We start from the raw sequence: 18,238 nt of genomic DNA, 5'->3' as shown, positions 1-18,238 counted from the left end.
GCTCACAGTGGTCGTGGGCGGGGGCAGCCGGCGAACGAGTGGCCACCGACAGCTCGGTGGATCGACCAACGCGGCCAGACCGCCAGGACCGGCCCCCCGCCCCACACATCCACACCCCCGTGCGGCCACGCACCGCACCCGACCCGGGAGACACCGCGGCCCCGCCCTCCAGGAGGAGGACGGGGCCGCGGTGCTGTCTCAACCAGACGTGCACCCGAAGGGATTCGAACCCCTAACCTTCTGATCCGTAGTCAGATGCTCTATCCGTTGAGCTACGGGTGCGTGCTGTGCAGTTGTCGTGCGCGGAGGCTCCGGGATTTGAACCCGGGATGGGGATTAACCCAAACCGCATTAGCAGTGCGGCGCCATAGACCGGACTAGGCGAAGCCTCCCGGGGTCCGAGTCCCCCCGGAACCACCGCGGAAGAGACTACCAGCGCCTCCCCGCGGGGTCCCAGGGTGGGTCAGACCGCCACCCGCTCCGCCGCGGCGGCCGGCAGCGGGCGGCGGCCGGGCACCAGCGTCACGAGCACCGCGAGCGCCGCCCCGGCGACGGCCAGCACGAGGCTGCCGGTCACCCCGGACGGGCCCTCGATCAGCGCGCCACCGCAGGCCGCGCCGAGCGCCGACGCGCCGGTGGCGATCGTGGACAGCCAGGTGAAGGCCTCGGTCGTGGCGTGCGCCGGGGCGAGCGCGCCGACCAGGGAGTTCTGCACGGTCAGCGTGGGGGCGATCGCCGTCCCGCCGAGGAACAGCAGCGCACCGAGCACCCACGGGTTGGACGCCGCGGTGAGCGGGGCCAGCCCGATGGTCACGCCGAGCAGCAGCCAGCGGTACTGGCGCGGCAGCGAGGCGCTGACCACCCGGGCGCCGAACCACAGCCCGCCGGCGACCGAGCCGAGCGACCACAGCGCGAGCAGCAGGCCCGACAGCCCGGGCGAGCCGGCCGAGTCGGCGAACGCCGGGACGGCGACCTCGAGGGCGCCGAAGCCGAGCATCAGCGCCGTGCCGCTGAGCAGCACCCGCGGCATGCCGGGGGCGAGCACCGTGGCGAACGGGCTGGTCCGCGGCCCCGCCGGCGCCGGCACCCACCCGCGCATGGCCGACGACGTCGCGACGCCGGTCGCGCCGGCCACCGCGAGCACGCCCGCCACGGCCAGCGCCCAGGCCGGGGCGGCCAGCACCGCCAGGGTGGCGACGAGCGTCGGGCCGGCCACGAAGACCAGCTCGGTGGCCGTCGCGTCGAGGGCGTAGGCGGTGCCGCGCACGCGCGGGTCGACCCGCGACCACATCGCCCGGACCGCGCCGGAGACCAGCGGCGTCCCGGCGCCGGCGGCGGCCGAGGCGCCGACGACGGCCACCGTCGGCGCACCCCCGAGGACGGCGGCGACCAGCAGGCCCAGCAGCAGCGGGTAGGCCGCGGCCTGGGCCAGCAGCACCGGCCGCGGGGTGCGCCGGTCGGCCAGCCGCCCCAGCACCGGGGCCATGGCCGCCATCGCCAGGCCGTAGGTGGCCGAGGCGAGCCCGGCGACGGCGTAGGAACCGGTCTGCTGCTGCACCATGAGCAGCAGCGCCAGCGGGACCATCGCCGACGGCAACCGGCCGGCGAACCCGCCGACCAGCAGGACGGGGGCGGACGGCAACCGCCAGACCGACAGGTAGGAACGCACGACGAAACCCGCTTCAACGCTCGCAGATCAGGAACAGTAGTCGGTCAAACAGCGTTGACCACCTACACACTAGCAGGGGCGGTAGGGAGTCACATGGATTACGACACCTACGGGTCGAACGCGGTCGAGCTGGCCATCGACCTGGCCAACACCGACCGCGACGCGGACCCCACCTGGGCCGACGCGTTCCTGCGCGCCCACGACGAGTGGTTCACGGTCGACACGCCCCTCGAGCTCGCCCCGGCCGAGGCGCGCCGGGCGGCCGCGACCGCCGACCTGGTGCGGGCGGTCGCCGTCGCCACCACGCAGGACGACGTCATCGCCCGGCTCAACGAGCTGCTCGCGCTGGCCCGGCCGCACCCCTACGCCACCGACCACGACGGCGAGCTGCACCTGCACTACGCCCGCCCCGACGCGCCCGCGCTCGAGCAGCTGACGACGACGGTGGCGATGGGCCTGTCGCAGGTGGTGGCCCAGCACGGGTGGCAGCGGCTGGGCGTCTGCTCGGCCGAGAACTGCGACGACGTCTACGTCGACACCTCGCGCAACGCCAGCCGGCGCTACTGCTCGAACACCTGCGCCAGCCGGTCGACCGTCGCCGCCTACCGGGCCCGCCGGAAGGTCTGACGCCGTCCCGGACGGAGCCGTAACGTCCCGCGGGTGACCCCCCTGCGGCTCCGGTACTGGGACGCCCGGCTGCACGCCGCGATCGGGGCGCTGCCCGACTCGCCCGCCGACCGGTGGCTGCGCCGGCTGTCGATGACCGCCGACCACGGCAAGCTCTGGTTCGGCGTCGCCCTGCTCCTGGGCCTGCGCCGGGGGCCGCTGCGGCGCGGCGCGGTGCGCGGAGTGGGCTCGCTGGCGGTGGCCAGCACCGTGGTCAACGCCGTCCTCAAGCGGCTCGTCGGGCGGGTGCGGCCCGACCTCGCCAACCTGGCCAGCCACCGCCGGCTGCCGCGGGCGCACCACACCTTCTCCTTCCCCAGCGGGCACTCGTCCTCGGCGGGCGCCTTCGCCACCGGCGTGGCCCTGGAGAGCCCCCTGGCCGGGGCGGCGCTGGCTCCCCTGGCCCTGGCGGTCGGCTACTCGCGGGTGCACGTGGGCGTGCACTACCCCGGCGACGTCGTCTCGGGGCTGGCCATCGGCACCGGGGTGGCCCTGGCCGGGCGGCGCTGGTGGCCGGTGCGGCCGACCGAGCCGGCACGGGTGCGCCCGGCGTCGGCGGCGCCGGCGCTGCCCGGCGGCGCGGGCCTCGTCGTGGCGGTCAACCCCCGCTCGGGCCCCGACGGGTACGACCCGGCGGCGGAGGTGCGGGAGCTGCTGCCGGCCGCCGAGGTGCTGACCGCCTCGCCGGAGCGCGGGGTGGGCGAGCTGCTGGCCGACGCGGCCCGCGCGGGCGGCGTCCGGGCGCTCGGGGTCGCCGGCGGGGACGGCAGCATGGCCGCCGCGGCTGCGGTGGCCCTCGAGCACGGCCTGCCGCTCGTCGTCGTCCCGGCCGGCACGCTCAACCACTTCGCCCGCGACCTCGGCGTCGAGACGCCGCAGGAGGCCGCCGCGGCGGTCGAGGAGGGCCGGGCGGTCTGCGTGGACGTCGCCGAGGTCAACGGGGTGCCCTTCCTCAACACCGCGAGCATCGGCGTCTACCCCGAGATGGTCCGCCGGCGCGACGCCCTCGAGGGCCGGCTCGGCCGCTGGCTGGCCACCGCCGTGTCCGCCGCGCAGGTGCTGCGCGGCGGGGCGCCGGTGTCGATGGTCGTCGACGGCCGGCCGGTCGAGGTGTGGGTCCTGTTCGTCGGCAACTGCCGCTACACCCCACGCGGACTGGCACCGGCGTGGCGGCCGCGGCTGGAGGACGGGCTGCTCGACGTCCAGTACCTGCGCGCCGACGTCCCGTTCAGCCGCACCCGGGCGGTGCTCGGGGCGCTGCTGGGCGTGAGCGACCGCAGCTCCGGCTACGCCACCGCGGCCGCGCCGGAGGTGCGGGTGCAGCTGTGGTCGGGGCCCGAGCCGCTGGCCTACGACGGGGAGACCGCACCCGCGACCTCGTCCTTCCTCTTCCGCAAGCGGCCGTCGCTCACCGTGTACTGCAGCCGCACCGACTGACGCCTGCCGCGCGCCCTGGACGGGCGGGGTGACGCGTGGATCACTACGGTCGCGACCAGGGTGTCCCGCGCCGTTCGGCGGGCACCAGGACACCGCAGCGCACGTCCCCGAGGGAAAGAGGTCCTCCATGTTGGTCCGCCGGATCGCCCGGCCCCTGCTCGCAGCGTCGTTCGTCTACGGCGGCATCGACACCCTGCGCAACCCGCAGACCCGGGTGCCGGGCGCGCAGCCGGTCGTCGACCAGATCACCCGGGCCGCCGACCAGCAGCTGCCGGTGCAGGTGCCGCGCGACGTCGAGCAGTGGGTGAAGATCGACGCCGGCATCAAGGTGGGCGCCGGCTCGCTGTTCGCCCTGGGCAAGCTGCCGCGGCTGTCCGCGCTGGCGCTGGCCGGCAGCATCGTGCCGACGACGCTCGCCGGCCACCGGTTCTGGGAGCACGAGGACCCGGAGGAGCGCTTCGGGCAGCTGTCGAACTTCCTCAAGAACGCCGGCCTGCTCGGGGGGCTGCTCATCGCCGCCGTCGACACCGAGGGCCGGCCGTCGGTGGGCTACCGCGCCCGCCGTGCCGCCCGGCGCGCCTCCACGGCCACGGAGAAGAGCGTCGCGCAGGCGCAGAAGCGCGCCGCCAAGGCCGAGAAGCAGGCCCAGAAGCAGCTCCGGAAGGCCAGCTGACCACCCCGCTCCCGCCCGCGGCCGCGCTCCGGAGGATCGCCTTCCTCCTGGAGCGCGCCCGCGAGCCCACCCACCGGGTCGCCGCGTTCCGCACCGCGGCCGCCGTCGTCGACACGATCGGGCCCGAGGAGCTCGACCGGCGGATCCGCACGCGCACGCTCACCGACCTGCGCGGCATCGGCCCCAAGACGGGCGCGGCGATCGTCCAGGCGCACGCCGGCGAGGTGCCCGAGTACCTGGCCCGGCTCGAGGAGACGCACGCCGAGCTCGTGCCGCTCGCCGACGACGTCGCCGAGTTCCGCGCCACCCTGCGCGGCGACCTGCACACCCACTCCGACTGGTCCGACGGCGGCAGCCCGATCCGCGAGATGGCCGAGGCGGCGATCGGGCTGGGCCACGAGTACATCGCCCTCACCGACCACTCCCCGCGGCTGACGGTCGCCAACGGGCTGAGCGCCGAGCGGCTCGAGCGCCAGCTCGACGTGGTCGCCGAGCTCAACGAGGAGCTGCGCCCCTTCCGGATCCTCACCGGCATCGAGTGCGACATCCACCTCGACGGCAGCCTCGACCAGACCGACGAGCTGCTCGGCCGCCTCGACGTCGTGGTGGCCAGCGTGCACTCCGACCTGCGCGCGGAGTCCGCGGCGATGACCGAGCGGATGCTCGCCGCCGTCGCCAACCCGCACACCGACGTCCTCGGGCACTGCACCGGCCGGCTGCTGATCCCGCGCGAGCAGCGCGAGGGGCGGCGCCAGCGGCCCCGGCCGGAGAGCGCCTTCGACGCCGAGGCGGTGTTCACCGCCTGCGCGCAGCACGGCACCGCGGTGGAGATCAACTCCCGGCCCGAGCGGCTGGACCCGCCGCTGCGGCTGCTCGCCCTCGCCGTGGAGCTCGGCTGCTCGTTCGCCGTCGACACCGACGCGCACGCCCCCGGTCAGCTCGACTGGCAGGCCAACGGCTGCGAGCGGGCCGTCGAGACCGGCGTCGACCCCGAGCGGGTGGTCAACACCTGGACCGCCGACGAGCTCCTGGAGTGGACCACCGGCTGACCCGCCGGTGGTCGCGCCGGGACCCACTACCTCGGCCGGCACGGGTCCCGGAACGCCGCGATCCCGCGTGCCGGGGAGGACACGCGGGATCGCGGGTGGAGGGCTGGCCGAGGAGGCGGACGGCGCCGCCTCCCCGACCGGTCAGCTCGCCGGTCGCAGCGCCCGCAGCCAGCCGGCCGACGCGGCGTTCGCCGCGAAGGTCCAGGTCTGCGTCCCGGTGGCCCCGGCCGTCGGCAGCGCCCGGTAGGCCAGCTCGGTGACCTGGGCACCAGCGCTCTCGAAGGCCTCGGTGGCCCCGCCCGGCGGGGTCACGGCGATCGAGGACGAGTCCTCACCCACCCCGCCGACGAGCATGGCGCCCGGGGTGACCGTGGTGACCCCCGGGACGGCCAGGGACGCCCGGGCGTAGGACGTGTCCACCGCGGTCGTGGCGGCCGTGTCGAACGGCGTGGCCGTGTTCACCCCGTGGAAGTCGGTCATCCCGGCGTTCCACTTCTGTGCCGCCGACAGCGTCCACGTGTAGGACGCCGGCTCCGCGCCGGTGACCACGTGGTAGTAGGCGAACAGCGCCGCGCCGGAGCCGATGGCCGTCCGCGGGGCGATGGTGGACCAGCCGGCCGGCGCCGCGGCGACGGTGGGCGCGTTGTTGGTGGTGAACTGCGCGATGAGGACGTCACCGGGCACCACACCCGCCGGCACCGGCACGGTGACCGACGCGGAGCCGGTGGCGTTGCTCGCCGTGGTGGAGGCACCGGCCGTGACCGCACCCGTCGGGGTGGGGTTCGGCGCCGGCGCCGTCACGGTGATCGACTTCGTGACGGTGTTCGACCCGCCGGCGTTGGTCGCCGTGAGCCGCACGGTGTAGGTGCCCGCGGCGGCGTAGGTGTGCGCCGGGTTCTGCACCGTGGCGGTCCCGCCGTCGCCGAAGTCCCACGCCCACGACGTCGGGGCCCCGGTCGAGGTGTCGGTGAACTGCCAGGCCAGCGAGTTGCTGGTCGACGCGGCCGAGGTGAAGTTCGCCGTCGGCGCGGGAGCCGGCGCCGGCGTCCCGAGCGGGATGTCGGCGTGCCAGTACCGGCCGGTCGAGGTGTTGCTGGCCAGGACGACGAAGCCGGTGGAGCCGTTGACCGCCTGCTTGGTCACCGTCGGGTTGTTCATGTTCGCCGACGCCGCGTCGCGGATGACCGGCGTCCCCCGGCCGGACGTGAAGGCGAGGGTGTCCATCGGCGCGGACTTCTCGTAGATGGTCCCCGCGGCGCCGGAGAAGGCGCAGCCCGAGGCCGTCGGCGCCGTCGCCACGACGCGCACCCGCTGGTTCTGCTCGTCGAGGACCAGCTGCGGGCGGGTGTGGCAGTCGGCCAGCGTCCCGAACGTCGCCGACGTCCAGGCCCCGGTCGCCGGCTTGAAGGAGGCGACGAGGATCTGCGCCGAGGTGGACGGGGCACCGCTGATCGTGTCGGCGCCGGTCTTCAGGACGGCGAACACCCGCCCGGCCGCATCCGACTGCAGGGCCTTGACGTTCAGGTGGTCGTCGGCGGCCTTGTTGCCGCGGATGGCCGGCGCGCCGCGCCAGGTGCCGACGGCGTCGCCGTCCCGGTGCATCGCCCAGTAGACGGTGGCGTCGCGCTGGTTGCTCCAGAGCACGCCGATGGACCCGCGGTAGCTGACCACCGCGGAGATGTCGTCGGGCGCCGGGTTGGCCCCGGCCACCGGCAGCACGAAGGGGGTGCCCCACGCGCTGTCGGACGTGGTCGTCGAGTTGACGTAGACGGCGCTGGTGTAGCCGGAGGTGGAGTTGCCGCTCACCTGGGTCCAGGTCGCCCAGATCTTCCCGGTCGAGTCCTTGTCGATGGTCATCGACTCGGACGACTGGGTGGTGATCGTGGCCGGGAAGCCCGCGTCGAGGGTGAAGGACTTCGTCGCCGCGTTGTAGCTGTACCGGTTGAGCCGGGCCGGGCTGTTGCCCACCGACGGCTTGCTGCCGCTGTCACCGGACACGGTGACCACGTGCGAGGCGGTGTAGAGGCGCGAGCCGTCCCACAGGGCGTCGGTCGAGGTGTTGGCGCGGGTGTCCACCACGACGCCGGTGTCCACCCACGTCTGGGTGGGACGGTCCAGCCGGAAGACGTGCCAGGTCTTCGAGACCGAGTCGAACATGACGGCGAACCAGGAGCCGTCCGTGTGCCAGAGCTTGCTCTGCGGCTTGTCCGCGGTGGGCGGGTTGACCGCCCCCGCGAACGACGGCCCCACGTAACCGATGTCCCCGGGCGCCGCGGCCGCGACGCCGCCCCCGGCGACCACGCCCAGAGCGACGAGCGCGCTCGCCACCAGGACGTGAACCGCTCTCCGTAGCCTGCTCATCTACTGCCTCTCCCCGTGACGGATCCGCGCCGACCGCAGCAGCGGCCGGCAGCGGCGTTGCGGACGTCCGCAACACACCGGAGAGGGAAGCTAACGGAGATCACCATGCCCGCAAAGGGTGATGATCTTCATTGTCCGTCACAGTAGGGCATTCGATGACTGAGCATCATCGGCCGCTCACTGACGGTGTTTCTCCACCGACGCAGATGCTATTCCTGCAATTGGCCGATGACGCAGGGTGAGCCTCGCCCGGAATCACCGTGTCGGGATGACCGATGCCCTCCGGTAGCGCGCACACGGACACCCGGGGAAGGAGCAGTCGCTGCCACGGCGGTGGTGTTCGTGCCACACCCGGCCGTCACCGCACCGGCACCGTGCGGCGCCCAGCACCTGGCCGAGCTCGAGCAACACCGCCGGGGCCTCCCTCTGCACGGCTCCATTCTGCCCGGACGAGGGGGGTCCGGGGAAAGGCCACGGGGAAAACAGTGGACGACCCGGAGGTGCCCCCTCCGGGTGGGGCCGTCCGGCGACCGGACCGGCTCCCGCACCCGTCGGTCCTATGCTCCCGGGGTGCCCGACGGACCCGAGGGCCCGTTGCGGGCCGACGACCTGCGCCTGAGCGTCGTGCTCTGCGCCTACACGCTCGAACGCTGGAGCGACATCGAGCAGGCCGTGGCCAGCCTCCGGCGGCAGACGGTCGCGCCCGCGCAGGTCGTCGTCGTGGCCGACCACAACGACGAGCTGCTCGAGCGCGCGCGGGCCGCCTTCCCCGACGTCACGTGCGTGCCCAACACCGGCCCGCGCGGGCTCTCCGGCGCGCGCAACACCGGCGTCGCGGTCGCCGAGGGCGACGTGGTCGCCTTCCTCGACGACGACGCCGCGGCGGAGCCGGAGTGGGCCGAGCGCCTGCTGGCCGCCTTCACCGGGGACGACGTCATCGGCGTCGGCGGCGGCGTGCTGCCGGACTGGCGCGCGCCGCGGCCGGCGTGGTTCCCCGACGAGTTCCTGTGGGTCGTGGGCTGCAGCTACCAGGGCCTGCCCCGGACGCGCGCCGAGGTCCGCAACCCGATCGGCGCGAACATGGCCTTCCGGCGCGACGTGTTCACCGACGCGGGTGGTTTCGACAGCGACATCGGCCGGCTGGGCAAGGACGCGGCCGGCTGCGAGGAGACCGAGTTCGCCATCCGGGCACGCCGGGCGCGGCCGGGCAGCCGCGTCCTGGTGGAGCCGGACGCCCGGTGCCACCACCACGTGCCCGCCGACCGGGTGACGCGGCGCTACTTCCGGCGCCGCTGCCGGGCCGAGGGGCGCTCGAAGGCGCTGGTCAGCCGCCTGGCCGGGACCGACCAGGCGCTGTCCAGCGAGCGGGTCTACGTCCGGCAGACGCTGCCGTCCGGGATCGTCCGCGGCCTGCGGCAGGCGGCCCGCGGCGACCGCGCCGGTGCGGCGCGGGCGTGGGCCATCGTCGAGGGCGCGCTGCTCACCGCCACCAGCTACGCCTGGGCCCGGGTGCGCGCACGACGCTCCGGGTGACCCCGGCGAGCACCGCGTCCGGAGGGAGGCGTCGCGGCCGGATCAGCGGGGACCTAGCGTTGCTCCGATGTCCGAACCGACCGAGCTCGAGGGTGCTGCCATGACCGACACCGATCCCGGGACGGCCGACGGTCCCGCGGCGGCCGCCGGGGCCGGCTCGGTGGCCGCGGCGCTCGGTGCGGTGGTCGCGGCCCGGCCGGCGTCCCTGGCGGTGACCTCCCCGGACCTCTCGCTGACCTACGCGGAGCTGGCCGACCGCGCCGCCGCCTGCGCGCGCCGCCTGCGCACCCTCACCCCGGAGACCGTCGCCGAGACCGCGCCGGTCGCCGTCCTGGGCACCCCCTCCGCCGCCCTCGTGGTGGCCATGGTCGGCGTGGTGCTCTCCGGCCGCCCGCTCGTCGTCCTGGACTCGCAGCTGCCCGTCGGCCGCCTCCAGCAGATCCAGGAGATGGCCGGGGCGGCGCTCTGCCTGGCCGAGCCGGCGCTGCGGGACCGCGTCGCCGGGCTGCGCGACGCGCCCGTCGTCGCGGACCTCCACGAGGTGGTAGCCCCCGGCGGGGAGTTCCCCGCCGGGACGCCGGAGCCGGACGGTCCCCGGCCCGCGCTGACCAGTCCGGCCACGATCGTGTTCACCTCCGGGTCGACCGGCCGTCCCAAGGGCGTCGTGCACTCGCACGGGCTGGTGCTGGCCGAGGCCGCCCTGACCGCGCGCCACCTGGGCATCGGCCCGGGCACCCGCGTCGCGCAGCTGCTGCCGCCGTCGTTCTCCCTCGGCGAGCACTGCGTGTTCGGCACCCTCCTGGCCGGCGGGAGCCTGCACGTCCTCGACCCGCGGGCGGCCGGCATCCGCGGGGTGCCCGACTGGCTGCGCCGCGAGGGCGTGCAGGTCACCTCGCTGACGCCCTCGCTGCTGCGCGCGGTCGCCGGCGCCACCCCCGACGGCGAGCCGCTGGACGACCTGCGGCTGGTGGCGTGCGCGGGCGAGGCCCTGCAGGCCCGCGACGTCCGCACCGCCCGGGAGCGGCTGGGGCCGGTGACCGTCGTCAACGGGCTGGGCTCGTCCGAGACCTGCCAGATCACCTTCCTGCCGCTCGGCCCGGAGGACCCCCTCCCCGACGGCGCGGTCCCCGCCGGCCGTCCCGTGGAGACCAAGGACGTCGAGGTCGTCGACGGCGAGGGCCGCGTGCTGCCCCCCGGCGAGGTGGGCGGGCTCCGGGTGACCGCCCCCTTCCTCTCCAGCTACCTCGACGGCGGCGGCGACGTGTTCCGGGCCACCGACGACGGGCGCCAGTCGTTCCGCATGGGCGACCGGGCGCGCTTCGACGAGGCCGGCGTGCTGCACGTGCTGGGCCGGGCCGACGACGCCGTGAAGGTCGGCGGGTACCTGGTCGAGCCGGCCGAGGTGGAGGCGGCGCTGCGGGGGCAGTCGGGCGTGGCCGACGCCGCCGTCCTCGCGGTCCCCACCGGCTCCGACGCCCGCCTCGTCGGGTACGCCGTCCCGGACGGGGCCGGCCGCACGCCCTCCCCGGCGCAGCTGCGCCGGGGACTGGTGGCGGCCCTGCCGAGCTGGATGGTGCCCGCGGAGATCCGGCTGCTCGGCGAGCTGCCGCGCACCGAGCGGGGCAAGGTCGACCGCGGCGCCCTGCCGCGTCCCGCTCCCCCGTCCGACGAGCCGCCGCAGGGCGAGTGGGAGCGGCGGGTCGCCGAGCTGTTCGCCACCGTGCTCGGCCGCCGCGACGTCGGCCGGGACGTGAGCCTGACCTCCCTCGGGGGCGACTCCCTCACCGTGGAGGAGCTGCTCACCCGGATGGCCGAGCAGTACGGCGTCGTGCTGTCGACCTCCGACGTGGCCGAGGCGCCCACCGTCCGGGAGCTGGCCGCCGTGCTCGCCGCGCACGGCGCGGGGTCCGGGCCCGACGCCGCGCCGGCCCCGGGCCGCCGCCGCGGGCGGCACGGCAGCCTGGTGGCGCTGCGCGCGACCGGGGAGCGGCCGCCGGTCCTCTGCTTCGCGGGGGCGGGCGCCGGCGGCCAGGCGTTCCTCCCCCTGGCCGACGCCCTCGGGCCCGACCAGCCGGTCTTCGCCTTCCAGCCGCACGGGCTCGAGGAGTGGGCGCTGCCCGACCTCACCGTGCGCATGGCCGCCCGCCGGCACCTGCGACGGGTCCGCGAGCTGCAGCCGTCGGGTCCCTACCGGCTGGTGGGCCACTCGATGGGCGGCCTGGTCGCCCTGCAGGTGGCGCGGCTGCTCACGGCGGCGGGCGAGGACGTCCGGGCGGTGACCCTGATCGACACCTTCGCCCCGCCCAGCCTCGCCCGGCGCGCCGGCCTGCCCTCGACCGACGGCAAGCGGTCGGAGGTGCTGTTCGCGCTGTCCGACCCGCCCGTCGGCGGTGCCGACGACGCGACCCCACCACCGCGCGAGCTGTGGCGCCGACGCGTGGTCGCCCTCCTCGGTCCCCTCGTCCGCCCCTCGGCGACGCGGATGGAGGGGCTGCGCGAGCTGGGCGTGCGCACCTCGCTCATGCACCGGCCGCAGCCGTGGTCCGGGCGGGTCCGCGTCTACGTGAGCCACCTCAACCCCGACGACCCGCAGGCGTGGCGGGCGCTGCTGCCCGGCCCGATCGACGTGGTCACCCTCAACGGCGACCACAACTCGCTGCTGCGCTCGCCGCACGTCGAGGAGATCGCGCGGGGGATCGCCGAGGACGACGACCGCTGACTCCCCTCGGCGGCCACCCGTCGTCCGTGGGGGATGCTCGGGCGGTGTCCCGACCGCGGCTCCGACGCCTCCTGCCCCCCGTCCTCGCCGGGCTCCTCGTCGGCACGACCGTCGGCTGCGGCACGTCCGAGCCGTCGGCGTCCCCGCCGGCGGGCACCTCGACCACGGCCGCGGCCGTCGACACCCACCCGGTCGACACGCGGACCCTCGAGCTGACCGACACCAGCCGCGCCACCGACCCGACGCCGGGCGAGCCCGGCGACGAGGTGGCGGGCCGGGACCTGCCGACCACGGTCTGGTACCCCACCGACGGCGAGGGCCCCTACCCCGTCGTGGTCTTCAGCCACGGCATCACGTCGGGACCCGCCGCGTACGACGACCTGCTCTCGGGGTGGGCCTCGGCCGGGTTCGTCGTCGCCGCGCCCACCTTCCCGCTGACCAACGCCGACGTGGACCCCGTCTACACCGACGTGCTCAACCAGCCCGCCGACGTCTCCTTCGTGCTCACCCAGGTGCTGGCCCTCGACACCACGGCCGGTGACGTCCTCGAGGGACGGCTGGACCCCTCGGCGGTCGCCGCCGCCGGGCACTCCGGCGGCGCGGTGACCACCATCGGCCTGCTCAACACCTGCTGCGCCGACGAGCGGATCACCGCGGCGGTGGTGCTGGCCGGGACGCTGACCGGCTTCGGGGCGTCCTTCGCCCAGCCCGGCGTGCCGACCCTGTTCGAGCACGGCACCGCTGACGACACGATCCCGGTGGCGGACGGGCGCGCCGCGTTCGAGGCGGCCCCGGCCCCGAAGGCCTTCCTGGGGCTGCGCGAGGCCACCCACAGCTCGCCCTACGGCAAGCCGGAGGACCCCAGCTTCGCCACGGTGCTCGCCACCACGACGGACTTCCTGCGCTCGACCCTGTCCGGCGACGCGGACGCCGCCCGGGCGCTGCAGGAGGTGCTCGACGACCCCCGGCGGGACGGCCTGACCGACGACCAGCTCGACGGGTGAGGAGAGACACAGGCTCGCGGAGCGCGCCCCACCGCGCCCCCGCCCGGACGTCGTCCCGCCCCCTCGTCGTGGCGCAGGGTCAACGTGCCCTGACGCTCGGGCAGTGACACGCCTGGGACGGCCGCGCGGAGGCCCTCGCCGGTCCGCCCGCTCCCGGTCGCGGTCGGGAACCGGCCGTCGTCCCCGGACGGGTGGCGGCGCGCGGTCCGATGGACAGCAGATGACCTCTGTTGTAGACACATGGACCGAGTCGTTTCACTCGAAGGTCACCCGTGGGGGCCCAGGCGGCGCAGCAGTCGAGCGCTCCGGAGTGGCGTCGTGAGGCCAAGGAGGGCCTCGGGACACCGGACCACGGGATCGACCACCGAAGCACAGACAGGGCAGCGATGACCTGCCGGACGAACCCTGGTCGCCAGAGTCCGGCAGTGAGCAGTGGCGAAACCGGGCCCTTCCGCAAGGAGAGGACCCTCATGCACCGCGACACCTCCGACGCGTCCCCGCTCGAGAGGCCGGCCGGCGCGCTCCCTCGGGTGAGCGTCGTCATCCCCACCTACAACGAGGCCCGCAACCTCCCGCACGTCTTCTCGCTGCTGCCCGAGGACGTGTACGAGGTCATCGTCGTGGACGGCCGCAGCGTGGACGACACCATCGCCGTCGCCCGCTCGCTGCGCCCCGACGTGCGCATCGTGCGGCAGAACCGCCGGGGCAAGGGCAACGCCATGGCGTGCGGCTTCGCGGCGGTGACCGGTGACATCGTGGTCATGCTGGACGCCGACGGCTCGGCCGACCCCCGCGAGATCCCGCGGTTCGTGCAGGCCCTGGTCGACGGCGCGGACTACGCCAAGGGCACCCGCTTCGCCAACGGCGGCGGCAGCGCGGACATCACCCGCATGCGCGCCTGGGGCAACCGGTGGCTCAACCGCTCGGCCAACGTGCTGTTCGGCACCCGCTACACCGACCTGTGCTACGGCTACAACGCCTTCTGGGAGCACTGCCTGACGGTCCTGGACCTCAAGGCGGGCGACCACGACGAGGACCGCAAGCGCTGGGGCGACGGGTTCGAGATCGAGACGATCATCAACACCCGCGTCGCCAAGGCGAAGCTGCGGATCGTCGAGGTGCCGAGCTTCGAGTTCGAGCGCATCCACGGCGAGAGCAACCTGAACACGTGGCGGGACGGCCTGCGGGTCCTGCGCGCGCTCGCCATCGAGCGGGTCAACCGTGGGGGCAGCCGGCACGTCCGCCGCGGCGACCGCACCCTCGCCGCGTCGGCGCCGGTGGCCACGCCGGAGACCGCCGAGGCCCTGCTGGCCGCGGAGCGCCCGGCCATCGAGGCCCGCTCGGCCTGAGGGCCCCGCCCGGTGCCGTCCACCCCGACGGGGGACGGCACCGGGCTCCTCCTCCCCTAAGGTCAGACGTCGTGTCCGCCGCTCGTGAACTGCTCCGGATCAACCCCCTGCCGTCCCTGCGGCACGGCAGCAAGCTGGTCGTGTACCGCAAGGTGACCTTCCGCGTGGCCCGCAGCGCGGAGCTCTCCATCGGGGAGAAGTTCACGCTGGGCCGGCAGTGGGCGGGCGGGGCGCCGCTCTACCCGGGGCACTTCGTGGTGCGCGACGGCGCGCAGGTGCACGTGGCCGGCCGGGGCTCGTTCATGAGCGGGCTCCGCGTGGGGGTGGCGTCGGGAGCGGTCCTGCGGATCGGCCACGGCAGCGGCTCCAACGTCGACATCCGGCTCTCCTGCTACCGGTCGATCACCATCGGCGACAACGTGATCATCGGTGACCGCGTCACCTTCCGCGACAGCGACAACCACGACATGGACGGCAAGCCGCAGTCCGCGCCGATCGTCGTCGAGGACGACGTCTGGATCGGCTTCGGCGCCACCATCATGAAGGGCGTCACCATCGGCCGGGGCGCCGTGGTCGCGGCGCACTCCGTGGTGACCCGCGACGTCCCGCCGGGGACGCTGGTCGCCGGCGTCCCCGCCGTCGTCAAGCGCAAGGACGTGAGCTGGGGGCTGTGACCCCGGCCCGCCCGGGACGAGGGCGGGGCAGGACGGGGGCGCACGCCGCGCCCCCGACGTCGGACCGACGACCGGCACCCGCCGACGGCGGGGCCAGCGACAGACAGGGGGACGGGATGGCCGGCCAGGCCCGCGCCGAGGCGGTCGGAGCGCCGGGGTCACCCGGCGGGACCGGCGACGCCCCGGAGGTGCACCCGACCATCCGGGCCGCCTTCGACGCCCTCGACCGCACCGGTGCGGCGTGGGCGCTGGTGCGCGGGGCCGACGAGCTGCGCCGCCCGTCCGGCGACGTCGACGTCCTCGTCGACCCGGCCGCGCTGCCGGTCCTGGACGCCGGGCTCCGCGCGGCCGGCCTGACCCGCCTCCCGGCGGCCGGGCACGGCAGCCACCGCTTCTACCACCGCTACGACTCCGCCGAGGACCTCTGGCTCAAGCTCGACGTGGTCACCGAGGTCGCCTTCGGCACCTACCAGGAGCTCCGCACCGACCTGGCCGCGGGCGCCCTCGCCCGCCGGCACCTGCAGGGGGGCCTGCAGCGGCTCGCCCCGCAGGACGAGGCGTGGCTCTACCTCCTGCACCAGCTGCTCGACAAGGGCACCATCGCGCCGTCGCGGGTCGAGCCCGCCGCCGCGGCCGCTCGGGTCGCCGGCACCGACGGCCCCGCCGCCGCGCTCGTCGACCGCCACGGCGGTCCCGGGAGTGCGGACCGGTTGCTGGCGGCCGTCGGCGCGGGCCGGGTCGAGGAGGCCGTGCGGCTGGGCGGGGAGCTCCGCGCCGGCTGGGCCCGGGAGCTGGGGCTGCGGCTGCCGGCCCGGACGCTGGGCAGCCGCGCGGCCCGCCGGCTGCCCGCTCCCCGCCGGGCCGACCGGCTGCCCGGCTCCCTGGTGGCCGTCCTGGGCCCCGACGGCGCCGGCAAGACCACCCTGTCCGACGCGCTCACCGCCCAGGTGCCGCTGCCGACGCGGTACGTGTACATGGGCATGTGGCAGGAGACGCGCTGGGACCCCTACGTGCGCCGGGTCCCCGGCGGCCGGCTCGGCCGGCTGCTGCTGCGGGTGGTCCGCAGCGTGGGCGAGGCGCGCTGGCACCGGGCCCGCGGACGGCTCGTGGTCGTCGACCGGTTCGTCTACGACGCGCTGCTCGCCGCGCCGGGGTCGAGCCTCGGTGACCGCGTGGCCAACGCCGCCATGCTCCGGCTCGGGCCCTCCCCGGACGTGCTGCTCCTGCTCGACGCCCCCGGCGAGCTGATGTTCCGGCGCAAGGGCGAGCACTCCCCCGAGGTGCTCGAGGAGCGCCGCCAGGCCTACCTCGCGCTGCGCGACCGGCTGCCGGGCATGGTCGTGCTCGACGCCGGCGCACCCGCGGACGAGGTCCGGCGGCGGGCGCTGGCCGTCGTGTGGGAGCGGGTCGAGGCCCTGGCCGCGCCGCCTCCCGGTGGTCCCGCCCGCTCCGGCGGACGACGGCGCCGATGACCGGACCGCACGTCGACCCGGGGGCCCCCGCGGACCCGGCGGCCCCCGACCTGCCGCTGCACCTGTGGCGGCGCCTGGACTGGCGGTTCCTGCTGCCGTCGACCCGCCTGCGCGTGGTGGCCTGCGGCGGCACGCCCGACGACGACCTGCTCGCGGCGCTGCGGCTGCTGCAGGTCGACGTCGTCCGGCCCGGTCCCGACTGGCGGCCGGTCGCCGACGCCGCGCCCGACGTCGTGGTGCTGGTGCAGCCGACCGCCGCAGACCTCGCCGCCGCGGCCGCCGCCGTGCGCCCCGGAGGCTGGGTGTACGCCGAGGTCCGCCGCGACCTGCACGCCGCCGGGCCGCGCACCCTGCTCGGCTGGCCGCGCGCGTTCCGCGCCGCCGGGCTCACCGACGTCGTCGCCCACTGGCACGCGCCCGACCTGCGCACCTGCTCGCGCATGGTGCCCCTGGACGCGCCGGCGCTCGTCCGCGACGCGCTGTCCCGCCACGGCGCCGTGCGCTTCGGCCGGGCCCTGTCCCTGGCCGGGCGGGCCGCGGTGGCGCTCGGCGTCTTCCCGGCCGGGGTTCCCGAGGGCAGCACCGTCGGACGACGGCCGGAGGTCCCGTGACCTTCGTCGAGGAGCTGCTGCGGCAGCACCGCGCCGCGCTCGGCCTGGACGAGCGGCGGGTGCGCGGCATGCGCACCTCCGTGCTCACGCCCCGGTTCACCACCTCGCGGCACGTGGTCGGCATGGTGTCCGGCGCGCGCGGCCGCCCCGAGCTGGTGGTCAAGGTCCCCCGCCGCGCCGGCGACGACAGCGGCACCCGGCGCGAGGCCCACGTGCTCGGCCTGCTCGCCGGCACCGGCGTGGGCGCGCCGCAGCTGGTCGGGCTCGTGGAGCACGAGGACCGCGCCGTGCTCGTGGAGACCGTCGTCCGGGGGGCCGAGCTGGACCCCGCCCGCGTGCGCCAGGACCCGGAGGCCGCGGTGGCCGCCGGCGTGGCGTTCGTCTCCGCCCTCCCGGTCACCCGGCCCGCGGACGCGAACGCGGGCTGGTACGAGCGCGCGGTGCAGCGGCCGCTGCGGTCCCTGGTCGAGCTGGTCGGCGACGACGGCGGCGACCTGGCCGGACTCGTTGAGCGCACGCACGCCGTCCTGGCCCCCCTCCGGGACGTCGCGGTGCCGGCCGTCCTCGAGCACGCCGACCTCAGCCACCCCAACCTCTTCCTGGCCGCCGACGGCTCGCTGCAGGTGATCGACTGGGAGCGGGCCGACGAGCACGGCGTCCCGGGGCACGACCTGGTCTTCCTCCTCGGCCACCTGGGCGAGGCGCGGCGCGGCGCGTGGACGCGCGACGGGCAGCGGGAGGCGTTCGACGCCACGTTCACCGGCCCGGCCGCCTGGGCCCGGCCGCTGCTGGCCGACCACCTCCGCGCGCGGGGGATCGACCCGGCGCTGCTGCCGCAGGTGGTGGTCCTGGCCTGGGCCCGGTCCTCGGCGACGCTGGCCGAGCGCCTGGTCCCGGCCGGCGCGTCGTCGTCGGAGGACGCCGGACGGCCCACGCCGGAGCAGGCGCGCGCGGCCGTCGCCGCGGACCGCGACGTGGCGCTGTGGCGGCACGCGCTCGACCGGGTGGAGCAGCTGTGAGG

At 76.0% G+C, this 18,238-nt stretch carries 14 protein-coding genes and 2 tRNA genes; 12 read left to right on the top strand and 4 right to left on the bottom strand.

Features of this window, described 5'->3' with window-relative positions:
• Positions 1-209 precede the first annotated feature (209 nt).
• From BLQ97_RS06245 to BLQ97_RS06235, 3 genes are all read right to left on the bottom strand, one after another.
• Positions 210-282 (bottom strand) — tRNA-Arg (locus BLQ97_RS06245).
• 21 nt (positions 283-303) lie between these two features.
• Positions 304-392, bottom strand: a tRNA-Ser gene (locus tag BLQ97_RS06240).
• Positions 393-463: 71 nt separating this feature from the next.
• Positions 464-1,669 (bottom strand): MFS transporter, encoded by a 1,206-nt coding sequence (locus BLQ97_RS06235; RefSeq protein WP_091364343.1) that lies wholly within the window; start codon positions 1,667-1,669, stop codon positions 464-466.
• A gap of 93 nt (positions 1,670-1,762) precedes the next feature.
• Here BLQ97_RS06235 and BLQ97_RS06230 point away from each other — a divergent pair, with 93 nt between their 5' ends.
• The 4 genes from BLQ97_RS06230 to BLQ97_RS06215 all read left to right on the top strand — a co-directional run bounded on the left by BLQ97_RS06230 (position 1,763) and on the right by BLQ97_RS06215 (position 5,494).
• Positions 1,763-2,296, top strand: coding sequence for a CGNR zinc finger domain-containing protein (locus tag BLQ97_RS06230; RefSeq protein WP_091364341.1), 534 nt, complete (start codon positions 1,763-1,765; stop codon positions 2,294-2,296).
• Positions 2,297-2,329: 33 nt separating this feature from the next.
• Positions 2,330-3,772 (top strand): bifunctional phosphatase PAP2/diacylglycerol kinase family protein, encoded by a 1,443-nt coding sequence (locus BLQ97_RS06225; RefSeq protein ID WP_091364340.1) that lies wholly within the window; start codon positions 2,330-2,332, stop codon positions 3,770-3,772.
• Positions 3,773-3,899: 127 nt separating this feature from the next.
• Positions 3,900-4,445 carry a DoxX family protein gene (locus BLQ97_RS06220; protein WP_175471622.1) on the top strand — a complete coding sequence of 182 codons (546 nt, stop codon included), beginning with the start codon at positions 3,900-3,902 and terminating at the stop codon, positions 4,443-4,445.
• Positions 4,442-5,494 (top strand): PHP domain-containing protein, encoded by a 1,053-nt coding sequence (locus tag BLQ97_RS06215; RefSeq protein WP_091365713.1) that lies wholly within the window; start codon positions 4,442-4,444, stop codon positions 5,492-5,494. The genes BLQ97_RS06220 and BLQ97_RS06215 overlap by 4 nt, the downstream gene beginning before the upstream one ends.
• 141 nt (positions 5,495-5,635) lie before the next feature.
• Here the strand turns inward: BLQ97_RS06215 and BLQ97_RS23590 are convergent, their stop codons facing one another.
• Positions 5,636-7,822 carry a PKD domain-containing protein gene (locus tag BLQ97_RS23590; RefSeq protein WP_217637078.1) on the bottom strand — a complete coding sequence of 729 codons (2,187 nt, stop codon included), beginning with the start codon at positions 7,820-7,822 and terminating at the stop codon, positions 5,636-5,638.
• Positions 7,823-8,425: 603 nt separating this feature from the next.
• On the opposite strand from BLQ97_RS23590, the gene BLQ97_RS06205 reads away from it, so the two are divergent.
• The 8 genes from BLQ97_RS06205 (at position 8,426) to BLQ97_RS06170 (ending at position 18,236) form a co-directional block, all read left to right on the top strand.
• Positions 8,426-9,388 (top strand): glycosyltransferase family 2 protein, encoded by a 963-nt coding sequence (locus BLQ97_RS06205; protein ID WP_245691906.1) that lies wholly within the window; start codon positions 8,426-8,428, stop codon positions 9,386-9,388.
• A 67-nt stretch (positions 9,389-9,455) separates the two neighbouring features.
• Positions 9,456-12,107, top strand: a complete 2,652-nt coding sequence (locus tag BLQ97_RS06200; protein WP_091364337.1) for an alpha/beta fold hydrolase — start codon at positions 9,456-9,458, stop codon at positions 12,105-12,107.
• A 44-nt stretch (positions 12,108-12,151) separates the two neighbouring features.
• Positions 12,152-13,111, top strand: coding sequence for an alpha/beta hydrolase family protein (locus BLQ97_RS06195; RefSeq protein ID WP_091364335.1), 960 nt, complete (start codon positions 12,152-12,154; stop codon positions 13,109-13,111).
• Between the two features lie 425 nt (positions 13,112-13,536).
• Positions 13,537-14,460 (top strand): glycosyltransferase family 2 protein, encoded by a 924-nt coding sequence (locus BLQ97_RS06190; RefSeq protein WP_245691904.1) that lies wholly within the window; start codon positions 13,537-13,539, stop codon positions 14,458-14,460.
• Between the two features lie 71 nt (positions 14,461-14,531).
• Entirely contained in the window at positions 14,532-15,134 is a 603-nt protein-coding gene (locus BLQ97_RS24165; protein ID WP_281181376.1) for an acyltransferase, read from the top strand.
• 116 nt (positions 15,135-15,250) lie between these two features.
• Positions 15,251-16,606 carry a nucleoside/nucleotide kinase family protein gene (locus BLQ97_RS06180; RefSeq protein WP_091364332.1) on the top strand — a complete coding sequence of 452 codons (1,356 nt, stop codon included), beginning with the start codon at positions 15,251-15,253 and terminating at the stop codon, positions 16,604-16,606.
• Positions 16,603-17,217, top strand: coding sequence for a hypothetical protein (locus BLQ97_RS06175; protein WP_091364330.1), 615 nt, complete (start codon positions 16,603-16,605; stop codon positions 17,215-17,217). The genes BLQ97_RS06180 and BLQ97_RS06175 overlap by 4 nt, the downstream gene beginning before the upstream one ends.
• Positions 17,214-18,236, top strand: a complete 1,023-nt coding sequence (locus tag BLQ97_RS06170; protein ID WP_091364328.1) for an aminoglycoside phosphotransferase family protein — start codon at positions 17,214-17,216, stop codon at positions 18,234-18,236. The genes BLQ97_RS06175 and BLQ97_RS06170 overlap by 4 nt, the downstream gene beginning before the upstream one ends.
• The last annotated feature ends 2 nt before the right edge of the window (positions 18,237-18,238 follow it).

The sequence above is a fragment of the Geodermatophilus telluris genome, assembly GCF_900102745.1.
Taxonomy (GTDB): domain Bacteria; phylum Actinomycetota; class Actinomycetes; order Mycobacteriales; family Geodermatophilaceae; genus Geodermatophilus; species Geodermatophilus telluris.
Note: the sequence above shows the minus strand (reverse complement) of the source record. Positions and strands in the feature narration are given on the sequence as shown.